13 protein-coding genes are annotated in these 22,000 nt (G+C 30.1%); 8 read left to right on the top strand and 5 right to left on the bottom strand.

Annotated features, from left to right (window positions below):
* Positions 1-122 precede the first annotated feature (122 nt).
* On the bottom strand, positions 123-1,856 hold the full coding sequence (gene rpsA, locus CLAVI_RS04460) for a 30S ribosomal protein S1 (protein ID WP_194844396.1): 1,734 nt from the start codon (positions 1,854-1,856) through the stop codon (positions 123-125).
* A 241-nt stretch (positions 1,857-2,097) separates the two neighbouring features.
* Here rpsA and trxB point away from each other — a divergent pair, with 241 nt between their 5' ends.
* Positions 2,098-3,042: a thioredoxin-disulfide reductase gene (gene trxB / locus CLAVI_RS04455; RefSeq protein ID WP_194844395.1), complete on the top strand. Its 945-nt coding sequence runs from the start codon at positions 2,098-2,100 to the stop codon at positions 3,040-3,042.
* 14 nt (positions 3,043-3,056) lie between these two features.
* On the opposite strand, the gene acpS is transcribed toward trxB, so the two are convergent.
* The gene (gene acpS, locus CLAVI_RS04450) at positions 3,057-3,479 is read right to left on the bottom strand and encodes a holo-ACP synthase (protein ID WP_194844394.1); all 423 of its coding nucleotides are present in this window, start codon (positions 3,477-3,479) and stop codon (positions 3,057-3,059) included.
* A 235-nt stretch (positions 3,480-3,714) separates the two neighbouring features.
* On the opposite strand from acpS, the gene CLAVI_RS04445 reads away from it, so the two are divergent.
* The 6 genes from CLAVI_RS04445 (at position 3,715) to CLAVI_RS04420 (ending at position 17,076) form a co-directional block, all read left to right on the top strand.
* A complete protein-coding gene (locus CLAVI_RS04445) occupies positions 3,715-4,599 on the top strand; it encodes a prolipoprotein diacylglyceryl transferase (protein ID WP_194844393.1) in 885 nt (294 codons plus the stop codon).
* A 96-nt stretch (positions 4,600-4,695) separates the two neighbouring features.
* Complete coding sequence (gene yidC / locus CLAVI_RS04440) at positions 4,696-7,098, top strand: membrane protein insertase YidC (RefSeq protein ID WP_194844392.1); 2,403 nt, start codon at positions 4,696-4,698, stop codon at positions 7,096-7,098.
* Positions 7,099-7,171: 73 nt separating this feature from the next.
* Positions 7,172-8,518 (top strand): DnaA ATPase domain-containing protein, encoded by a 1,347-nt coding sequence (locus tag CLAVI_RS04435; RefSeq protein ID WP_194844391.1) that lies wholly within the window; start codon positions 7,172-7,174, stop codon positions 8,516-8,518.
* Positions 8,519-8,704: 186 nt separating this feature from the next.
* Positions 8,705-10,729 carry a bifunctional serine/threonine-protein kinase/formylglycine-generating enzyme family protein gene (locus CLAVI_RS04430; protein WP_228547643.1) on the top strand — a complete coding sequence of 675 codons (2,025 nt, stop codon included), beginning with the start codon at positions 8,705-8,707 and terminating at the stop codon, positions 10,727-10,729.
* 21 nt (positions 10,730-10,750) lie between these two features.
* Positions 10,751-12,742 (top strand): NAD-dependent DNA ligase LigA, encoded by a 1,992-nt coding sequence (ligA, locus tag CLAVI_RS04425; protein ID WP_194844389.1) that lies wholly within the window; start codon positions 10,751-10,753, stop codon positions 12,740-12,742.
* 155 nt (positions 12,743-12,897) lie between these two features.
* On the top strand, positions 12,898-17,076 hold the full coding sequence (locus tag CLAVI_RS04420) for a coiled-coil domain-containing protein (RefSeq protein ID WP_194844388.1): 4,179 nt from the start codon (positions 12,898-12,900) through the stop codon (positions 17,074-17,076).
* Here the strand turns inward: CLAVI_RS04420 and CLAVI_RS04415 are convergent.
* From CLAVI_RS04415 to CLAVI_RS04405, 3 genes are all read right to left on the bottom strand, one after another.
* Entirely contained in the window at positions 17,047-18,531 is a 1,485-nt protein-coding gene (locus CLAVI_RS04415; protein WP_194844387.1) for an FAD-dependent monooxygenase, read from the bottom strand. The two genes, CLAVI_RS04420 and CLAVI_RS04415, sit on opposite strands and share 30 nt — an antisense overlap.
* A gap of 132 nt (positions 18,532-18,663) precedes the next feature.
* Positions 18,664-19,410 (bottom strand): DUF1186 domain-containing protein, encoded by a 747-nt coding sequence (locus CLAVI_RS04410; RefSeq protein ID WP_194844386.1) that lies wholly within the window; start codon positions 19,408-19,410, stop codon positions 18,664-18,666.
* Between the two features lie 150 nt (positions 19,411-19,560).
* On the bottom strand, positions 19,561-21,180 hold the full coding sequence (locus tag CLAVI_RS04405; protein WP_194844385.1) for a peptide ABC transporter substrate-binding protein: 1,620 nt from the start codon (positions 21,178-21,180) through the stop codon (positions 19,561-19,563).
* 435 nt (positions 21,181-21,615) lie between these two features.
* On the opposite strand from CLAVI_RS04405, the gene CLAVI_RS04400 reads away from it, so the two are divergent.
* A complete protein-coding gene (locus CLAVI_RS04400; protein ID WP_194844384.1) occupies positions 21,616-21,990 on the top strand; it encodes a hypothetical protein in 375 nt (124 codons plus the stop codon).
* Positions 21,991-22,000: the final 10 nt, after the last annotated feature.

Below are 22,000 nucleotides of genomic sequence, written 5' to 3'. Positions count from 1 at the left end.
AATAAATTATCTTCATGAATCATCATCTTGCTTAAAACAATAATGGTATAAGATTCTTTTCTTAAAATGAAAAAGAATCTTATATAATTCAAAATAAAAAACAATGTAGTAATATTGTTTTTTTACTTTATATCATTTTCTGATTCATCATCAGCTTGATCATTATCTTTGATAACAATCTCATCCCAATTTTTATTGTTTTTCTCGATCAAATACTCTTTTACAGATAAAGAAACTTTTTTGTGTTCAGGATCTAGTTTAATAACTTTTGCTTGAACTTCTGAATTTAAAGAGATTACATCTTCTACTTTAGAGAAAGCTTGATCAGATAATTCTGATACATGAATTAAACCTTCAATGCCATTATCTAATTCAACAAAAGCACCAAAAGCAGTAATTTTAGTAACAATACCTTTCACCAAGCTACCAATTGGCATCATTTGGCTAATTTCAGTCCAAGGATTAGATGTTAATTGCTTAACTCCTAAAGTTATTTTTTTACTATCTTTATCAACAGTCAGTATAACCGCTTGAACCATGTCTCCTTTTTTGAACAACTCTGAAGGATGAGCAACTTTTTTAATCCAACTCATATCAGAAATATGAATTAACCCTTCAATGCCAGGCTCTAGTTCAACAAAAGCTCCATAATTTGTTAAATTTTTAATTTCAGCTTCAACATTTAATCCTATTGGATATTTTGCTTCAGCATCATTCCAAGGATTACGTTCAGTTTGTTTTAGCCCAAGAGATATTTTACCATCTTCTTTTTGAACTGAAAGAACAACAGCTTCAACTTCATCGCCTTTATTAACGACTTCACTAGGATCAATAATATTTTTTACCCATGACATTTCAGAAACGTGAATAAGTCCCTCGATGCCAGGCTCGATTTCAATAAAAGCGCCATAAGGAAGTAATTTAACAATTTTTCCACGAACTCTTTTTCCTGGAGGATATTTTTTCTCAATATCGTTCCAGGGATTTTCTTCTTTTTGTTTCAGGCCTAAGGCTACTCGACCTTGTTTTTTATCTACATTTAAAATAACAATTTCAAGTTCTTGGTTTAATTCGACCATTTCAGAAGGATGTTTAATGCGCTTCCATGTCATGTCTGTAATATGCAAAAGACCATCAATACCATCTAATTCTAAGAAAACACCAAAGTCAGTAATATTTTTTACAATACCTGTACGAATTTCGCCTACTTCAATTTGTTCAATAAGTTCAGCTTTTTTAGAAATTCTTTCAGCTTCAAGCAATTCTCTTCGAGAAACAACAACATTTTTTCTTTCAACATTGATTTTAAGAATTTTAAATTCACAAACTCGGCCAACATAATCATCAATGTTTTTAATTTTTTTATTATCGATTTGGGAGCCAGGAAGGAATGCTTCCATTCCAATATCAACCATAAGTCCACCTTTAACTTTACGGATAATACGTCCTTTAACAATTGAGCCCTCTTCACAATGAGCTAAAATATATTCCCATTGGCGTTGACGAGCAGCTTTTTCTCTCGAAAGAACAACTTTGCCTTCTTCGTCTTCAGCTTGATCTAGATATACTTCAACTTCAGCTCCAATTTCTAAGCCTTCTGCACTGGCAAATTCTGGCATTGGTATAACGCCTTCTGATTTAAGACCAACATCAATAACTACAAAATCTTTGCTGATATCGACGACCGTTCCTTTTAGAATAGTTCCAGCAATGACTTCGTCCTGTTTACCACCTTCTTTATGATTTAATGGAGAGGTTCCAAGAAGAGAACAAAACTCTTCGTAATCTTTCTGATCGTATTCTACATCATCAAAATTTTTTTTTGCCACCCAGGTGTATTCTGCTTGTTTGGTCATTTATTATTTTCTCCTAAAAAATCGATAAAACTTAAAAGAAATAGTCTAAGTAGAAAGATTAAAAAAGGCAAGGTTTCCGTGGGTTAATAACAGGCCTTTCCAATATGCAATAAACATCTTACTCAAAAGCTCAAAGCGTTTTGCTTTTTTTCTTTTCAAAAGTCCAGTCTTTTTTTATTATTTTTTAAATTGTTCACTGTATCATTAACAAAATATTGCACCAACACGGAGAATATTATCCATGAATCATCAAAAATTGATTATAATTGGCTCAGGACCGGCGGGTCATACAGCTGCTATTTATGCAGCACGAGCTAACTTAGCGCCTTTATTATTTGAAGGTTTTTTTTCTGGCATTTCAGGAGGACAGCTTATGACAACCACAGAGGTAGAAAATTTTCCTGGATTTCCAGAAGGAATTACTGGACCAGCTTTAATGGACTTGATTAAAAAGCAAGCAGGTCGTTTTGGTACTACTTTTTTACAAAAAGATGTAACAGCTGTAGATTTTTCTATTCGTCCTTTTAAAATATTTTCTAAAAATGAAGAATTTACTGCAGATGCAGTAATTATTGCAACAGGGGCTGCAGCTAAAAAAATTGATATTCCTGGTGCTGGAGAAGATGGGTTTTGGCAAAAAGGCGTAACTGCTTGTGCTGTTTGTGATGGAGCAAATCCTATGTTTAGAAATAAGCCATTATTTGTGATAGGGGGAGGAGATTCTGCAGCAGAAGAAGCTATGTTTCTTACTAAATATGCATCTACTGTTTTTGTTGTTCATAGACGAGACTCTTTAAGAGCTTCAAAAATTATGGCAGATCGATTAGTAGCACATCCTAAGGTTAAGATGTTGTGGAATAGTGCCATAACAGCTATTCATGGAGATAAGGTAGTACGTTCAGTAACTGTAAAAAATCTTTTGAATAATGTTGAAAAAGAAGAAGAAAGTGCTGGGGTATTTTTTGCAATTGGTCATAAGCCAAATACAGATTTTCTTAATAATCAATTAGAGCTAAACCCACAAGGTTATATTCAAGTAACAGATGGTACAAAAACTTCTATAGAAGGTGTTTTCGCTGCAGGTGATGTATACGATCATCGCTATAGACAAGCTATTTCTGCAGCAGGAAGTGGATGTATGGCTGCTTTAGATGCTGAAAAATGGCTGCAAGAAAATAGTTTATAAAAATAATTTATGTACTAGTTTTTAGGTAAATTAATCATTTGTTTTTTAATAAAAATGACAAAAGCTGATGCATATTTTTGGCAATGAGATAAAGAAGTTATAAAATGTCCCCCATCAAGGATAATAGCACTTTGTCCTAGCACCTTTATCTCTGGTTTGCCATATTGATCATTAAATATTTCAAAATCTTTCCATTTTATACCATTTGTAAATCCATATCCTAATGCTTTAACCGCAGCCTCTTTAGCGCAAAAACGAACAGCATAACGCGCAGCTGGTTGTTGAAAAGATGAACAATAGGCATTTTCTTTTTCTGTAAAAATTTTTTTTGTGAAACGAATAGGATAACGTTTTAATAATTTTTTAATTCTTTCGATTTCAAGAATATCAGTGCCAATACCTGCGATAATGTCCATAAACAAGGGATTTGCATACATATATTTTTTATAAAATTTAATTTTGGCTATGTTTTTTTGTTAATCACTTATTGATAAAAAATAGTCTGTATTTTACAGGCTCTTAAAATAAAGAAAATGAATTACAAAAATTATGAATAGTATAGCTGACAAATTTATAAAAAATAACATCTAATGAAAAATTATGGTTTTTTTCTATCTTTTTTTTGAGTTTAATTTTAGATGCATAATAGAAGTACCTCTATATAGGTGACCCATGTTTTTTTCTGTTTTTGGCACCATTTATTGGTCATGTCCTAAAATATTTTTTGTAATACCCTTTATTAATAGAGAGGTAACTTGGTATGGGATGTTTTTTTCAGCAGGATTTTTTATTTGTGTTGAACCATTATTTATTATTTTAAAAAAAAAATTTGCAGAGCATGCTCCAAAAGGTCAGGAACGTTTATTATATGATAAATTTGTTCTAGTAACTATTTTAGGACTTTTGATTGGGGCTCGTTTAGGGCATGTAATTTTTTATGACGCTACTTATTATTTACATTTTCCAAGCAAAATTTTTAAAATATGGGAAGGTGGTTTATCAAGTCATGGTGCAGTTTTAGGATTGTTATTAGCTTTTAGTTTATTTACAAAAAAACAATTAAAAAAATTTTCCATGCCTATGTTTCTTTTATTAACAGATGCAGGATCTTTGGTTGGAGCAATTCCAACAGCTATTATACGAGTAGGAAATTTTTTTAATGGGGAATTACTTGGAACACCTACCGATAAACCTTGGGGAGTTATATTTACAAACCTAGAAGCTAATACTATGACTGTTTCTTTGCATCCTGTTCAAATTTATGAAAGTATAGGTTATGGCATTTTGGGACTGTATTTGTTTTTTTTAAATCGAAGATACAAACATTTTTTAGGAAGTGGATTATTTACAGGAATATTTTTTCTTATAGGTTTTGGAATACGTTTAAGTGGAGATTTTTTTAAGCAAAAAATAATTATTTTTTCATTAGGGAGTGAAGGCATTGGGATAGGGCAAATTATTTCTATTCCATTTATTTTGTTAGGAGCATTTCTTATTTTAAGAGCCATCGTTCAAAAAAATTCCTTCAACAAATGTACTTTTAAGGAAAAATTATAACATTTTTTGGAAATAAAAAATAATCTCCTGCTATTTTTGAGGGATAATATCCATCTATGGTATCCTTTTTTTTTATTGTCGATATTGAGAGCACTTATGAAAAGACGTATTTTCTTTTTTGTTGGTTTAACAGGTTTGCTATTCTGTGGAACACAAGTTTTTTTTGCTTATCGCCAACCAAGGGAAAGTTCAGAGCAGTCACTAATTTCTGAAAAAAAATGTTCAACAAGTGATTATGTAAACATAGATGATTTCAAAAAAAAATCATTCCCACTAGAATATCTTTCTTTTACAAAAAATTCTTCAGCAAATTGGGTAATTCATTTAAATAACTTGATTGTTGTTCAAGGTGTCACAAGTGAAAAAGAAATATTTTATCAAGGTAAAAAATATCTTTTTTCAGAAAAAAAAGAAATTAATAAAGGATTGTTTTTTTCTTTTTTTCACGAAGCGAATGTTACTGATGTGCCAATTGCAATTAATGTCCCATCTTCTTTGCAAGGTCATCCAGTCGCGATTCAAGCAGTTTCATTTAATAAGTTTGATAAACCATGTGTAACTTCTGCAATCCTTTTTAAAGGATTTGTTACCTCTGAAAATGAAGCAGAAAAGCCACCTTTAGATGGGGCGTTATTATTTTATTTTCAAGATAATAAATGGTTTTTTGCTGGAATTTATGATGCGCAGTATCAAAAAGTAAAGCCTTTAGATGTTCCTTTTCCTAAAGTAATTTTTTCCAATAACAAAAATAGAGCAGTTGTTAATGAAGCTGTTGAAAAATTTTTTGTGTTAGAAAATTCTTATTTGCAATTAGTTTTTTCTAATAAAGGTGCTTCTATCGAAGGGATCAATCTTTCTTTTGATAAAAAGAGAGATAATCTTTCAATAGTTAAGGAAATTGAAGTAGATCGTAAGTTAAAGGCAATACATCCATCTAGTAGTACTTTCCCAGGGTTTCCACACATTTTAAGTGATTCAAAAATTATAAATGAAACAACTGGTGTCGTGGGTAGGTATTATCCATTATTAAGAAGAGTGGGATTAATTAATCCAAAGAAAAATAACCCTAATTTTTATGCTTTCAATGTAGTTTCAGATAGAGATGATGAAGCTATTCCTTTTTATAATGTAGTTGAATTTTCTAATGAACGCATCGTTTTTGAAGGATATCAATTTGGAAGATTGATTAAAAAAGAATTTAGTTTGTCTGAAATGGACCCATATTGCATTAATTGCTCAGTTTCTGTTGATAATGGAAATGGTTTATGGATTACTTCAGGAATTCCTGAAGTAGAAATGTTATCTAATGCTCATATGCCCTTTGTAAAGTGTGCTTTTAATAAAAAACAATCCCTTGAAGTAGAAAAAATTCGGTTGCCAAAAGTTAATAATCAAATTTCAGTAGGTTCATCTAAACCAAATTGGATAGTTAACTCTAATGGGTACTTTGGTATTATTGTACAGCCATTATCAAGTACTGCTCAAGGATATAGAATTAATGCTTATGCAGCCACTAACGCGCCTTCTCGCTTTTCATTATTAAACACCAAGCAAAGAAAAAATCCAGCAGGAAAATATGTAGGTTATGAGGTACTAATACCATTGGCTTCTAGTAAGGAAAAATCACAAGCTTTCCGTATTTATGCAGGTCCTTTTGATAAACAAATTTTAAAATCATTAGATGCTAAAATTGCTACTGAAACAGGTGTTAATCCAAAATTTCTTTTAAGTTTAGATTCTAAAGGTTTTTTCTCTTTTATTTCGTTACCGTTTTCTAAATTTTTGTTTTTGGTAATGCAGTTATTTCAATATATGACTCATTCTTGGGGTCTTTCCATTATTTTACTTACAATCTTTTTAAGATTGGTTTTATATCCATTAAATGCATGGTCCTTAAGATCAATGAGAAGAATGCAATTGCTTTCTCCTAAACTTCAAGAGATTCAGAAAAGATACAAAGGAGAGCAAAGAAAAGCTCAATTAGAGACAGTAGCTCTATATAAAAAACATAAAGTAAATCCTTTTATGGGCTGTGTTCCTATATTAATTCAGATACCATTTCTTTTGGCTATGTTTGATTTACTTAAAACATCCTTTCCATTAAGAGGTACAAAATTTATTTCAGGTTGGATTGATAATTTGACTTCTCCTGATGTTATTTTTCGTTGGTCAGAGCAATTGCCTTTAATTGGCAATGAGCTTCATTTATTGCCATTGTTATTAGGTGTAGTCATGTTTATACAACAAAAAATTTCATCTAAGAAGACATCTATAGAAGAAATGAGTGATCAACAAAGGCAGCAAAAAGCTATGGGCACGCTTATGACAGGATTTTTTACTATCATGTTTTATAATGCTCCATCAGGATTAAATTTATATTGGCTATGTTCAATGTTGCTAGGAATTCTTCAGCAGTGGTTAACTAATAGATCTTTAGAGAATTCATGTTCAGGAATTTTGGAAACAGCAGATTCTAAAATTATTTCAGGAAAGAAATAAAAAGAGACTTAAAACAAGAAAATATGAAAGATCTACTTAAAGATTATACTTAAAGGCATACAATCGATCTTCTATGAAAGCTTGGGAAGAATTTCTGCTTGCGCAGGATAATGATTTAGGAAAACAAACTGTTGATAAATGGTTACGTTCTTTAAAACTTGTTTGTTTTGATGCTTGTAATTTATATCTAGAGGCGGATAGTTCATTCAAGCTATTATGGTTTGAAGAACATATTCGGCCTTTATTACCTAAACTTTTGCTTAATAATAATAACAATCAAATAAAGGTTCATTTATCGATAGCAGAAGATCGTCAATTTCAAAGAATTTTACAAGATCGCATAGATAAAATTGACAAAGAGATAGCTTTAGGTGTTCAAGAAAATTCTATTTATAAGAAAGACATTTCTTCTTTTGATTCCTTTATTGTTAATGATGCGAATGAGATGGCTTTTAGGATTCTCTTAGATAGTGCTTCAGGAGAAGTAACCTTTAATCCAATCTATTTATGGGGAAGGTCAGGCACTGGTAAAACACATTTGATGCGGGCTGTTGCAAGTGCTCTAAAATCACAAAATAAAAAAGTTATACATACTGATGCTTCTTCTTTTACAGATCATTTAGTTAATTCAATTCGTTCAGGAGAGATGCAATCTTTTAGAAAAGTTTATAGAAAAATAGATGTTTTATTAGTTGATAATATTCATATTTTGTCAGGAAAGTCAGCCACACAAGAAGAATTTTTTCATACTTTTAATACCCTTCATACAGAAGGAAAGCAAATTATCTTAAATTCTACATACTCTCCACATGATTTAAAATTTATAGCAGAAAGATTGGTAAGTCGTTTTGAATGGGGGATAGTACTTTCTTTAGCTCATTTAGATCGTAAGGAGGTTAGCGCAGTATTAACCCAAGAATTAGATAAAATTAATCTTCCTCTTGATGAAGTTGCTTTAACATTTTTGATAGATGCTTTTGGGCATAATATGAAATCTTTAATGAAAGCTAAAATAGTATTAGCTTCTCATATAAAACAAGATGATTTGTTAAAAAAAGATTTTGTTCTCTCTGCAGAGTTTGTAGAAAGTATTCTTACAGATTTAATAGAAGAAGAAGCAAAAATTAAATTAACGCCAGTTCGTATTATTCGTTCTGTCGCTGAATATTATGGCGTACGCGTAAAAGATATTCTTAGTGCGTCACAATCTAGGGATTGTGTGTTACCTCGGCAAGTAGCTATGCATCTTTGTAGAGAGCAATTACAGCTTCCTTATATGAAAATAGGAGATATATTTCTCCGGGACCATTCAACAGTAATGTCTTCTGTAAAGCTTGTTCAAAAGGGTTTAACAGAAGATAATTTGGAGATAACAGCTTCAATTAAAGGGATTTTAAGATTATTAGAAGCCTCTGCATAAAAATAAAAGAAGTTTACCTTCATGTTTTATTATAGTATTTGTTATTGACTTCGGTTCTTTTTTTTGTTCGAATGAGTAAATATTTAATGGTAATACTGTAAAAGGCTATGATATCTCTATGGTAAATGGCCTTGAAGGTTATAATTGAACATGGCAAAGCCATAAAATGGATCTCATTCTATGCAAATGGAATTTTTGGGCGATTATCGCATTTTAAAAACATTAAAAGAAGGTCTATTAGGCCCAATTTTTTTAGCAGAACATCGTTTCATTAAAAAACAGTATATACTTAAAACACTTTCAACAGAATTAAGTTCTGATAAAGATTTTTTAGAAGTATTTCAGAATAAAATATCCCAATTAGCTGTTCTTGATCATCCTAATATCATTAAAATTCATAATGTCTCATATTCAGATGGAATATATTTTTTAGTTACTGATTCTATAAATGAAAGAGATGGAGAAACCTTTTCTTTAAATCGTTATCTTGCAGCTAAAAAATATGAGTTATCGTCAGAAGAAAGTATGTCTATTTTAGAGCAGGTAGCAGCAGCACTTGATTATGCACATCAAGAAAAAAAAGAAGCGCATTTGGCTTTAAATCCAGAAAATATTTGGATAAAACGATCTAATGGTAAATTACATGTTTTTTTAGTAGATTTTGGTATAAGTAAATTTTTTCCAGCAAATATACTTCCTAATTTTTCTTTAAATGTTCTTTCTTTATTACGTGGTGCAGAAGAAAAAAAAATTCCTAATAAAGAAATGAAACAACAATTAAAGTTATTGACTGATACTCTTGTATTTCTTTCACCAGAACAAAAAAAGCACTCTGAAGGTGATTGTAAGAGTGATATTTATTCATTTGGAATTCTTGCTTATTACTTAATGAGTGGAAATTTTCCTGAAGGATTATTTCCACCATTATCAGAATTAATTACAGATCAAAAAGTAAATTGGAATTTATTGATTAGGAGTTGTTTAGTATATTCGCCATTAAAAAGATCTTCTGGATTGATTAATTTATTAGAAATGATTAAACCAGTCACTATTCCAGATCAAGATCTTTCAATGATTCATCACACAGCTACTGTAGATGCAGAAGTACGTACTTTAGATCAAGATTCATTAATTGAAAATTCTTTAAGTATTCTGAAAGCTTCTTTGGACAAATCAGAAGAAATTCAAGAAGTAAAAGAAAATTATGAAGAAATAAATTTCACAGACAAAGAACCTGAATTCATTTTAGTGACAGCTAAATCAATAGATGAAGGTCCTATGATGCAGAAAAAATTTATTTCAACAAGAGAAACTTCATCGTCAGGTTCAGCAATTCTTCAACCATTATCTAAGAATGATCAAATAGAAGAATCTTCTTTAATTACAACAGATTCTTATGATGCAAATTATGCAGAATCGTTACGTTCTTTATTGAATAAAGAGCCAATAGTAACTCCATATGCACCAATAACCTACAATAAATCTTCTATTGAACCTTTAAAATCAGAAATGCTGCTTATTGAAGCGGGAGAATTTTTTAGAGGAGCAGAAAATGGATCACGTGATGAAAGCCCAGCACATAATGTTATAATTAATTCATTTTTATTAGATGTACATCCTGTAACTAATGAGCAATATGTTCGATTTTTAGAATATACAGGAAGTGAAAAAGATGCTTTTTATAATGATCTAATCAGGTTAAGAGAATCACGAATTCAACGTCGTGCAGGCAGCTTATTAATAGAGCCAGGTTATTCTAAACATCCAGTTGTAGGGGTTACTTGGTATGGTGCTCATGGTTATGCGAAGTGGATAAATAAACGTTTGCCAACAGAAGCAGAGTGGGAAATTGCAGCAAAAAGTACTAATAAAGAAACTATTTATCCATGTGTTTTTCCTGAAAAATCATGGGCTAATTTTTTTAGTTCAGATACAACTCCAGTAATGAGTTATCCAGCGAATGAGTTAGGGCTTTATGATATGGCTGGTAATGTTTATGAATGGTGTCAAGATTGGTATGGATATAATTATTATGAAACCTCTATTCTTGAACCAGATAATCCTAAAGGACCTGCACAAGGTGTTTATCGGGTGTTAAGAGGTGGTTGCTGGAAAAGCTTAAGAGAAGATTTGCGTTGTGCTCATCGTCATCGTAATAATCCAGGCACAGTAAATGGTGCATATGGTTTCCGTTGCGCTATTGATATTTGATCTCTCCCTTGTGATTTTATAATGAATAAATTTGAATACGTAAATTTATGTGAAGAAGCATGGAAGCATAATAAGCTGTATTATGTTGATAATGCACCTATTATATCTGATGTTGAATTTGATCAACTAATACAGTCTATTATAGATATCGAGAAAAAACATCCTGATTGGATTATTTTAGATTCTCCTTCGCAACGTGTAGGAAGTTGTTTAACAGGCAATAGAGAGGTGGTGCAACATATAAAACCAATGTTGTCATTAGCTAATACATATACTGAAGCTGAAATAAATGAATTTTTTAAACGTGTAGAAAAGTATGTAGATAATAAAATTATATCCTATGTAGTAGAGTTAAAGATAGATGGAATAGCTATTGCTCTTCATTATGAAAAAGGCTCTTTAATCAAAGGATTAACAAGGGGTAATGGTGTTTTAGGGGAAGATGTTACAGCAAATATTCGAACCATTAAAAACCTTCCTTTGCAGTTAAGAGGTGAAAAAATAGATTTTTTAGAAGTACGAGGAGAAGTATTTTTGCCAAAAAAAGAGTTTATAATGTTGAATCAAAGGCAACAGAATAAAAATAAGCCCTTATTTGCTAACGAAAGAAACGCTGCTGGTGGTTCTTTAAAATTGTTAGATCCTCAAAAAACAAAAGAACGAGGATTATCATTAATGATTCATGGGATATCATCCTCATCCCTTTCAATTTTTTCTCATTATGAAGAATTATTTTTTTGTAAAGAAGCAGGATTACCAACATCTTCTTTTACTCATTTATGTCATTCTCAAGAAGAAGTACATCAAGTAATAAAGTATATATCAACTTTAAGGGATACATTGCCTTATCAAATAGATGGTGTTGTAATTAAAGTAAACGACACTACATTGAAAGATAAGATGGGAATAACAGGTAAAAATTATAAATGGGCAATTGCATATAAATTTGCTGCAGAACAAGCTGTCACTCAAATTAAAAAAATTACTCTTCAAGTAGGCCGGACAGGGAGTATAAACCCTATAGCAGAATTAGAACCCACATTTTTAGCTGGAAGCATGATATCAAGAGCTACTTTACATAATGAAGATGAAATTATTAGAAAAGATATTAGAGAAGGGGATTGGGTTATTATTGAAAAAGGTGGAGATATTATTCCAAAAGTTGTTCAAGTTCTTTTTGATAGACGTATGGAAGAAGGAAGACCATGGAAGATGCCATCTAGCTGTCCTTGTTGTGGAGTCACATTAGTTCAAAGTAAGGAAGAAGTAGCTATACGTTGTCCTAATTACTCTAATTGTCAAAATCAATTAATAGCTCGTTTATCATTTTTTGTTGGAAAATCAGGAATGAATATAGACCATATGGGAGAAAAAGTGGTCATTGGTCTTATTCATAAGGGTAAGATTCAAAAATTTTCAGATATTTATTGTCTTAAACGAGAAGATCTATACGAGTTAACTTTATTTAAAGATAAGGCTGTTAGCAATCTTATTAATTCAATTGAAAAATCCCGAACAGTCTCTGCTGATCATTTTATAGCAGCTTTAGGTATTAGGCATGTTGGTAAAGAAACCGCGGAATTAATTGCTCAACAAATCAAAGATCCTTTAGATTTACTAAATTTAGATGAAGATGATTTACTTAAGATAGAAGGAATAGGGCCCATAGTTGCTAATTCAATAATAAATTTCTTTTTTTCAGAAGAAAATAGAAAAGAATTAAGGAAGTTAATTTCTTTATTAAATATTACGCCAATCATTATCTTGCAAAACAAAGAATTATTAGTATTTTTTAATAAAACTTTTGTAATTACAGGAACTATAGAAGGGTATTCTCGTAAAACTTTAGAAACTATTATTAAAAATAATGGTGGTAAAGTAATATCAGCTATATCTTCAAAAATTGATTTTATACTAGTGGGAGATAAGCCTGGATCCAAGCTTAAAAGCGCTAAGTTATTAAATATAGATATTTTAGATAAAAATCGTTTTTTTGATATACTTAACTCTTAAGAAACAATAATACTTTAACGTTTTTCTAAATGATTAATAGTGTTTTGTTTTGTTTATTAAATTTTATTAAAACAAATAAATAATAATCATTAACATTTATAATTATATTAATAAAACAATCATAATTCTATATGATTTTCAAATAAATTAAAGATATGACAGCACCATCTTCAGGAGCGAGTAATCATCCTCATCCTACTCACAATCAAAATAGATTAAATAAAGATGTAAAAGCGGCTTTATTAAGATCAGATTGGGTTCAAGGACAGCGTGTTATTAATCAATTAAATACAGAAATAGCTGAAATAGAAAAATCTAAAAAAAAAGCACATATTTTTCATGTAGCTTCGATCACGACTAAGGTCATTAGTATTAGCATTATGTGTTTAGTGCCATTTATAGTTTTTTTAGGAGTACCAACATGGGTCCCTTATGTGGTGACATTATTTGGTTCTATGTTGTTTATGATCATAGGAGCAAAGCTTGCAGATAAACGGAATGCAATTCTAAAAAAAAGAGGTGAGTTAATTAATTATAGGGATGAGCTTGTTAATACAAGAGTTGCTTTTCTAGATAAAGCTCCTGTTTTACAAAAACTAGAAACTGATACAGGTAAACAGATATCAGAATCAAATTTAACAAAGATGCTGAAGCAAGCATCAACTAGTACAGAGCATTATGACGCAAAAATTGGGAATCGTTTAGGTTTAGAAGGATCAGTAAATCTTACTCGCTATATTATGATGACGGAAGAAGAAGCAGCAATAAGAGATAAGTTATGGAAAGAAGTTCAAGGTAATGTAGTTAATCTCAAAAGAGAAAATAACTTAGTGGCTTTAAAAGATCTTGCAAGTTCTACACTACATGCAGGAGGTGTTCAAGACTCTCCTTTACTGTTAACATCCTTAAACCAAGATTTAGTAGATGCATCTAAAAATCTTTGTGGAATAGCCTTAAATGCTATTCATGAACTTTTGCAATCTTTTGAAATTTTTGAACAAAAATCTTCACAATTACAATTTTTGCCACATGATTTATTATTAGTTAATCAATTTATTGATATCAAAAAACAAGTAAATGAATTTTCTGTAACAGTCTATAGCATGCTTCATGCTTTAGAAGATGCTAAAACTTCTAAAGAACAATTTCATTGTTTGGTTAAAATTGAAAAATTAGGGATATTAACCTCTCTTACTTCTATACTAAGTTCTTTGTCTAAAACAAATAATGCTTTAAATACACAGATTATGGCTCTGCCAGAAGCACAATTTAATAATTATTCAGAAGCTTTATTACAAATGCGGCGTGTATTAAGGGAAGATAGAGATGTTGGAGCAGGATTAAGCGCAAGAAAAAAACTAGAATTAGAAAAAGAAGGTAATGATCTTTTAACTAAGGCTGATACCTATCTTCAAGAAATTCGAGAACAGTATTCACATTTTATTATTAAAGGATATGCTGAAGGGGATATTTCAGAAAAAACTCAATTACTTTTAAATAATATAGAGCAGGGTCAAGATATAGATGTTGCTATGGTTGAACAATGGCTAAAAGATACGCAAGCTATTATTAAAGACAGGAGTGTAGAGAAAGCTATTCAAGTTGCGAGTGAATATAATGCTATTAAAGAAAAGTTAGAAAATTTTTATCAAATAGCTATAGCTCCAATAGAAGAAGTAGCTTTACAGCTAGAAGGCTCTTTGACACAAGCAGTTTTTAATGAAATTAAGGATAAATTTTTAAAAAGAAAACCGAAAGCAGTAAAATTTGTACAGCCAATCCAACAAGTTACAGAAAAGAAAATCATAGATTTGCTATCTGGGATTGAATCACTTAGCTCAAAAGAAGACTTACCTGAGAATATTATTAACAAATTTCAAAGCGAGATAAATTTTTTTGATTATCAAGAGGTAATTGAAGAATCGTCTAACCTTTTATTGCGATTAAATAGACAAAACACTGTTCTAAGCCAAATAGATGAAGGGGTGTTTTCAACTGATTCTGTTTCTACATTTTTTACATCAAATCAACAAAAAATTAGCCACCTTATTAAGAATTTAAAACAACAGATTCGCAAAATGGGCATATTAAAAGCTTCGACTGTATTTGCTTCTGTAGTGATTAGTATCATATTTTTAATATTAAATATGTTTTATAGCCTAAGTTTTCTACCTTGTATCTTTTCCTTGGTAGGCTTATTAATTTGGGGAGTGACAACAGGTATCACATATATTGTTGATCAGAAGCAAAAGAAAATTAATCATCTTCATTATCAGCAGGATCTACTAGAGGGTGGAAAAGAAAGAATTGTAGCTGCGCCTGTTCTTAATTCAAAATTAGCAGAATATAAAGAACTGCAAGCTAAATTTGGATTAGAAGGCATTCAGCATACATGGGCAAAAATTTTGCTAGATAAAAAACAATATCAAGATATGGGCTCTGAAATTAGTAATAAAAAGCATGTTTTTGCTGAATTAAAGAAAGATGCAAAAAGATTTTCTTCATTAAAGATAGATAAATTACCTGTAGCCATTACAGGGAATCAAAATTTTATTTATAGTAACGAAGATCAGAGAAAGCTTAAGCAGTTACATAATGAACTAGAAGAGATTGATATTCAAATTACTTTATTAGATAAAGAGTTAGAATCTGTAGCAGAGGAAGATAAGAGTATTCGTATTAGCAAGCAGCGTTTGACTGTAAAAAATAATAGTGACATCGCATTATTAAAAGAAAAAAAAGCAGCACTTAATGCTAGTGTTTCTGAATTTACATTGCAGATTGAAATTAAGCAAAAAATGAGAACAATCTTTTCTTCTGCTTTAGCAGAAGTGACTAAGGTTGAAGAGTTTAATCGAGAAGAAATTCAACAAATGCTCATGGCTTGTAAAGTATTAAAGGATAATATCCTAGTCTTCTTAAGTGAAAAAAATACCACAGAAGATATGTTGAAAAAATTAAAATCTACAGTAAAGCAACTTACATTAGATCAATTAAAGATATTAGAAGAATTATTAGAAGTAGAATTAGTTGCCTTAACTCCATTAATAGGTTTGTTTGGATATGCTTTAAAAAATCAAATAAAAACATTAAATAAGTCAACTTTACCTATTGCTAAGGAAATCTTTTCAGATATTCGTACAAAATTAAGTAGTTTATCAAAAAATGAGTTAGAAACTTTGCAAATATTATTAATTGCAGAAACAACATTAAATCCTGTTTTAGAAAAATTGGTTAAAGAAGCAGTTAACCTAGGAACAGAAGAAAAATCAGACATTGTACTGTTAGACGAATTAAATCAAACTAGGATTCAATTACAAAATTCTTTTAAAAATGATAATAATGAACTTGTAATATCTAGTTTTTCTGATACTTCTGAGCAAAGATTGAACAAAATACAATTATTAAATCAGTTAAAAATGAACATAGATGAAATAAAGAATAAAAAAAACAGACTTATTGTTAATACACCTGAAATAAAAAATCTTGAAACAATTTTATTAAATGGACAAAAGCAGATTAAAAAAATTGAAAAAGCACAAAAAGCAGAACAATATAAAAAATTGAAAAATTCTATAAGTGTTATTCGGCATTTACAAACTAATAAAATTAAAAAATTGAAAAACGAAGAATATAAAAACTTACTTTCTGATATCGAATTGTTTATAAAAACAAATGCATCATCATTACAAGATAAAACAGCAGAAATAAATATTTTTTTAAGTAAATTATCCATAAAACCCAAAACTTTTCTTCAAGGAGAACTAGAATACTTCAGTAGCCTGATTAATAAGGAAAGTCTTAGTTGCAATCGCTTGCAAAAAGAACAGTACATTTTAGAAAAATCAATTCTAGATAATGTTAAAAATGAGCAGGATTCAATCTTAAAGGATGAGGATACAAAATCTTTGACAGAGCGACATATTTTGTTAGAAAAAAGAAAAGAAAAATTAAATACTACTATATCTTCTTTAAAAAATGATCAGATACTTTTAAATTTAAAAAGAGAATTTATATACGAAGAGTATCCTCAATCTCCATATTATAGACAATTTAGAGATCTTAAGGATGGGCAACAAATATTTAATACGCAAAAAATAAAAAATTTGAAAAAACAAAAAGCAAAAAATTTAGAAAAAAGAGCAGGTCTTTTACATAATGAATATATAGACAGAGTAAATCCACCTTCTGTAGAAAGAAAAACAAGGATTTCAGAGGAATATAGTCGTATACAGCTAGTTTATAAGGAATTAAAAGAGCATATTACTGCAATTAAAGAAGACGAAGAAAATTTTATAAAAAAATTATCGATTATGAATAGGAAAGATTCTTAAAAAATAAGAAATAAGTTCTTTAAGTTTAAAATGATTACTACGGTAACTGATATAACCATCAGGACGGATTAGATAAATAGATTGAGGGCTACCATGGTAAAGAGCTAAAAATTGCTCATCAGTAATCACGATAATATTAAGCCAGGGGGCATACTCAGCTTGTAAAGCATGAATTAACTGTGGGCGATCCTGAAAAAATATCAACAAATGCTTTCCAGCATTTAAAAATGAAAAAGGTAGATTGTTATTATTAGAAATAATTGCAGGAGCATAGCTGCCTGGTCGAGGACCAGGCCATTCCTTATCGCTCACATGCTCTTTAATTATAGGGCTATGTTCATAATTTAATTTTGGAAGAATAAATTTGTTATATAATAATTTTTTAATACATTGGGAATAAGAGGTTATTTTTAATAAAAAATGTAATAAACCAGGCCAAATAGCTCCTAGATTATTTAGTATTGAATAATAACGTGCTTGTTTAGCTAAATCATTTTTAGCTATTTTTGACATTTCTTTGTCATAACTACGCATTAATACTTCTGAAGCATTATCAGATACAGATAAAATAAGCTTCCATGCAATATTAAAAGCTTCTTTTATATTTATTCCTATAGAATAAGAGCCAAAATTATAAAAGTTACGAAGAAATCTTCCAGCAAAAAATAGATTATATTTTTTAAAAGGCATTTTATAAATTATAGGTTCAAAAATAATAGGAGTAACATCTGATAAGTAGTTTTCAAGCTCAGCAGAGTCTTCTTTAAAGAAAATTTTATTTTTATACCCCATTAACCCATAAAGACCATTTAGTTGAGGTAAAAAGCTATAAATATATTTTCCTGATCCAAAAACATGTAAGGTATTTTCTTGTACTAATGATGGAGCAGAGATATCTGGATAACAATAGAATAAAGATTTTTTAGAATTACGTTTTGAAATATGCAAAGTATCCATTAGATCAGGATAAGTATCTCCTTCACATATTACAACATATAAAGGATCCATGATAGTTCTAGGGCCAATGTCATTATTGAGCACTTCCTTGGTATCTTCTAGCATGATTTTTTTATCTATTAAAGTAACAACACGCTTATTCCATTCTACTTGAATACCTTTTTCTTCCAAAGAGCGAAGTAGAAAAGTGGTAAAGGTATTAAATGTTAAAGTAAAAAATGACTGAAGAGACGTGTACTCAGACATATTAATGTAAATAGATTGTTTATTAGCATTAAAAGATAGCCCTGTTAATGGGATCATTTCTTGAATGAGCTTATTCAAGAGACCAGCTCTATCTAATAAATCTATTGAAAAAGGATCTAAAACTATAGGAAAAGAAAGAGAAGTAAGGTTTGAATGAGGATCTATGATTCTAAAAGGCACATTACATCGGAGTAATTCATGTGCTAATATCAGACCAGTAGGGTTTGCTCCGATGATCAACACCTTTTCCACGAAAAAACCTTTTTAAGGATATATTAATGACATTTTATGAAAAAAATAAAGGGAAAGCAAGATTGTTTTTACATAAAAATAAAAAAGCTAGTTGCTATTCTTAATTTACAATTATCAAAGAAATTTCTAAATTTATACAGGACAATTTTCTATCCATTTTTCCATTTCAGAAAGAGTATCTTCTATCAATTCTGTTTTCCCACAAAGCCCTGATAAACAAGAGTTTTTATCTTGTTCGCTAAGAATGGCGTTTACATCCTCTATGCTTATAAAGGAGGTATTGATTAGGCCATCATTAAAAGCCACAACTAACAGGTCATAAACTGTATCAGGGTATAATGAACAACAACATGCTACTAAATTATCCCAGACAAATGAATACTTTCTTTCTAAACGCCAAGATAAAAGTTCTTTAAAATAATCAAGAACTTCATCTCTATTTTTATAGCCAGCACCAACTAAAACAACAAGGCTGGCTTGAGCTGCAGCACGAACATATTCATTGAGGCCATGATTTTCTATAAGATCATGAGTCATGTGTATATCAGAAGGGCTTACAGCAGCTATAATACGAGAAAGATCTTCAGTTAATACATCTCCCGCTACTGCATATGGAATTTCTCCAGGGAAAGACATCATCTTTAAAACTAAAGGATAAGCAGCAATTTCGCGAAATTGAGCTAATAAATACATGGCATAGAGGTGACCTTGGTAATTATCATCTTCTATAATCTCATCTATTCGTTCCACTGCATCAGCTAAAATTTGAAGAAGACAAGGTGTGATTCTTTCTTTTTTAACTACAGCAGCTTCAATAGCTTCTCGAGGAATAGACCCATTATCGTAAGCTAAATCTTCTAAAATATGCGCAATGTCCATAACAGCAAAAATATTACCAGTTTTGATTTTTGCAAAGAAATCCTTTTTTTTTTACAATAGAGACTACTCCTCTTTATAAAAAGAGTGTAATTCTTTGTTTATGAAAAAACTTTGCAATAAACTGTATTAGTAATTTAATTATTTTCATCCTTAGTTAGATTTAATAGTAACGCCAGTAAAATCTACTAATCCATTAGAAGATACAACAATATTTTCGACAGCTTTGTTAGAAGCATATTCAACAGCAGCATTATAAAGAGGGATGACAGGCATATCATTTAAAAGGCATTCTTCAGCTTTTATTAATAGCTGAGAACGTGTTGTTGAGGTTGTTGTCAAAGTTGCTTGATCTAGTAAAGAATTAAATAAAGGATTTTTCCAGCGTGAGTAATGTGTTGATTCTAAATTTCCAGGTAAATTTTGTGATTTAAAAATTTCTAAAAATGGTAACCCATCTTGGAAATCAGCGCACCAATTTCCTAATAACATATCATAGTTACCTTTTTCTCTTTTGGATAAAAAATATCGATATTCGCAAGGATCTAACTTAATATGAATGCCTAAATGTGTTTTCCAGTGAGCGTATATTAATTCAGCAATTTTAGAAGATGATGCACTAGATCCAATATAAGAAAGAGAAATATTCGAAAAGTTTTCTGCTTGTAAATGATTCTCTACAAGCGCTTCTGAAAATAAAGTAACAGCTAAACAAGGATTTGTAGTAGCTGGATTTGAAATTGGGCCAGTTGCTAAAGAAGGTGGTAAAATACGGAATGTTATTTGTTGGCCACCTTTCATTATTTGATCTATAAGCTCATTACGATTAACTGCCATAGATAAAGCTTTGCGTATTTTTACAGAAGATAAAGAAGGAGATTTTGTATTACAAGATATCCATGTTGTTCCAGGAATAGGTGACTGATGTAATTCACCTTGTATGATTAATTTATTTATAGCTTCAGGAGAAATACTTTCATTCCAAGGAGCTCCAATCCAATCAAGTTGCCCTTTTTGGAAAAGTAAGTGAGCAGTCACTGAATTTTTTATAATAGGCATTTGGATTTGATGGAGAGAAACAGCCTTATTATTATAATAATAAGGGTTTTTTTCTAACAATAAACTGGTTTCTGGTTTCCATTTTTTTAATACAAAAGCACCATTACAAATAAGATTTTTACAACTAATAATACCATTTATTCTTTGATTTTTATGAATAGGAAAGGCTACAGGAAAGGCTAAAAGCTCTAATAAATATGGAACAGGGGAATTTAAATGAATTACTAAAGATTGATCAGAAATAGCTTGAATGCCTAATTCAGATATAGGTAGAGAGCCTTGATGAACTGCTTGAGCATTTTTTATTATATAGAATAACGAAGAGTAAATAGAAGGAAAATCTGGAGATAATATTTGTTTCCATGAATCTATAAAATCATGCGCAGTTAATGGCGTAGAGTCACTCCAAAAGCTATCTTTTAAGTGAAAAGTATACGTTAATTTATCCTCAGAGATATCTATTTTATCAGCAATACTTGGAACAAAATTTCCTAAAGAATCTCTTCTATAAAGTCCTTCAAAAAGATGTTGCATGAGGGAAAGATCTCGTAAATATGAGACTCTTCTAGGATCAAAAGAAGCAGGGTCTTGAGATAGGGGTATTCTAAGAATAGGATGAGCAGAAAAAGAAGACTTTTGTTTTTTTTCATGAACTTGGCATCCAGATAGGAATAAAGATATCAATACAAAAAAAAATAATAAGACTTTGGTCATGATTTGTCCTTTCTGTAACATAAAAAAAAAGATAATCTTACTCATAAGGTTCTTTAAGTAAGACTCATTTTTTAAAATGCGATTTTTTCCCATTCATGATTTATTGAAATATACAATAATAATGTTTAGGAAAACAGAGCTTTCACTATTTTATAAAACCTTTTTGTAGGTTCTATAATCTCATGAAATTAGGAAAATATAATATTAAGGGGGTTAAAAATTAGATGAAAGCAGTAGTAGATCAAGCTATTGATAATGCTTAGTTGAGCGTTCACAATCTATTAAAACATTTATTAACGTACAGCAATAGTATAATACTTTTATTGCTAAATATGATTTAAATTTATAAAAAAACATTGTATTTCACAAAAAAAAAGAAAAACGTATAAATCATAATTATGATGCAATAATTTTTAATAAAAGTATTTTTTGAATATGGTTTATTTTACAATAGCTTTGATGGCAAATGGTATGTACTTTAAAGTCCAAGCTCAAGAAATAATACAAACACCAGCAGTAATATTAGAAACAGTATCTTATATTGATGAAATCATTAAAACACATACTCCTTGTGGATATGTATCAAGTGCTTTTTATGAAAAACACGGATCTTTTAGTAATACATTAACTTATTTGCAACATGTATTAAAAAATATAATGACATCTGTTCATCCACATTCTTTTAGCGTGGAAGAACAAGAAAAAATTAAAGAAATAGCAAATAAATTAATAAAAACTTTAAAAAATAAAGAAAAGGCTAAAGAGTATCATCAAGCTATAGCTATAAGGCTTCCATCTCCAGGCACATAAAACAATATTA

It is taken from the genome of Candidatus Clavichlamydia salmonicola (genome assembly GCF_015356765.1).
In the GTDB taxonomy this organism is placed as follows: domain Bacteria; phylum Chlamydiota; class Chlamydiia; order Chlamydiales; family Chlamydiaceae; genus Clavichlamydia; species Clavichlamydia salmonicola.
This window is presented reverse-complemented; position numbering and strand designations above follow the sequence as displayed.

Coding starts and splice junctions, on each gene's coding strand:
- rpsA (WP_194844396.1), bottom strand. CDS start 1,856: ATGACCAAACAAGCAGAATACACCTGGGTGGCAAAAAAAAATTTTGAT.
- trxB (WP_194844395.1), top strand. CDS start 2,098: ATGAATCATCAAAAATTGATTATAATTGGCTCAGGACCGGCGGGTCAT.
- acpS (WP_194844394.1), bottom strand. CDS start 3,479: ATGTATGCAAATCCCTTGTTTATGGACATTATCGCAGGTATTGGCACT.
- CLAVI_RS04445 (WP_194844393.1), top strand. CDS start 3,715: ATGTTTTTTTCTGTTTTTGGCACCATTTATTGGTCATGTCCTAAAATA.
- yidC (WP_194844392.1), top strand. CDS start 4,696: ATGAAAAGACGTATTTTCTTTTTTGTTGGTTTAACAGGTTTGCTATTC.
- CLAVI_RS04435 (WP_194844391.1), top strand. CDS start 7,172: ATGAAAGCTTGGGAAGAATTTCTGCTTGCGCAGGATAATGATTTAGGA.
- CLAVI_RS04430 (WP_228547643.1), top strand. CDS start 8,705: ATGGAATTTTTGGGCGATTATCGCATTTTAAAAACATTAAAAGAAGGT.
- ligA (WP_194844389.1), top strand. CDS start 10,751: ATGAATAAATTTGAATACGTAAATTTATGTGAAGAAGCATGGAAGCAT.
- CLAVI_RS04420 (WP_194844388.1), top strand. CDS start 12,898: ATGACAGCACCATCTTCAGGAGCGAGTAATCATCCTCATCCTACTCAC.
- CLAVI_RS04410 (WP_194844386.1), bottom strand. CDS start 19,410: ATGGACATTGCGCATATTTTAGAAGATTTAGCTTACGATAATGGGTCT.
- CLAVI_RS04405 (WP_194844385.1), bottom strand. CDS start 21,180: ATGACCAAAGTCTTATTATTTTTTTTTGTATTGATATCTTTATTCCTA.
- CLAVI_RS04400 (WP_194844384.1), top strand. CDS start 21,616: ATGGTTTATTTTACAATAGCTTTGATGGCAAATGGTATGTACTTTAAA.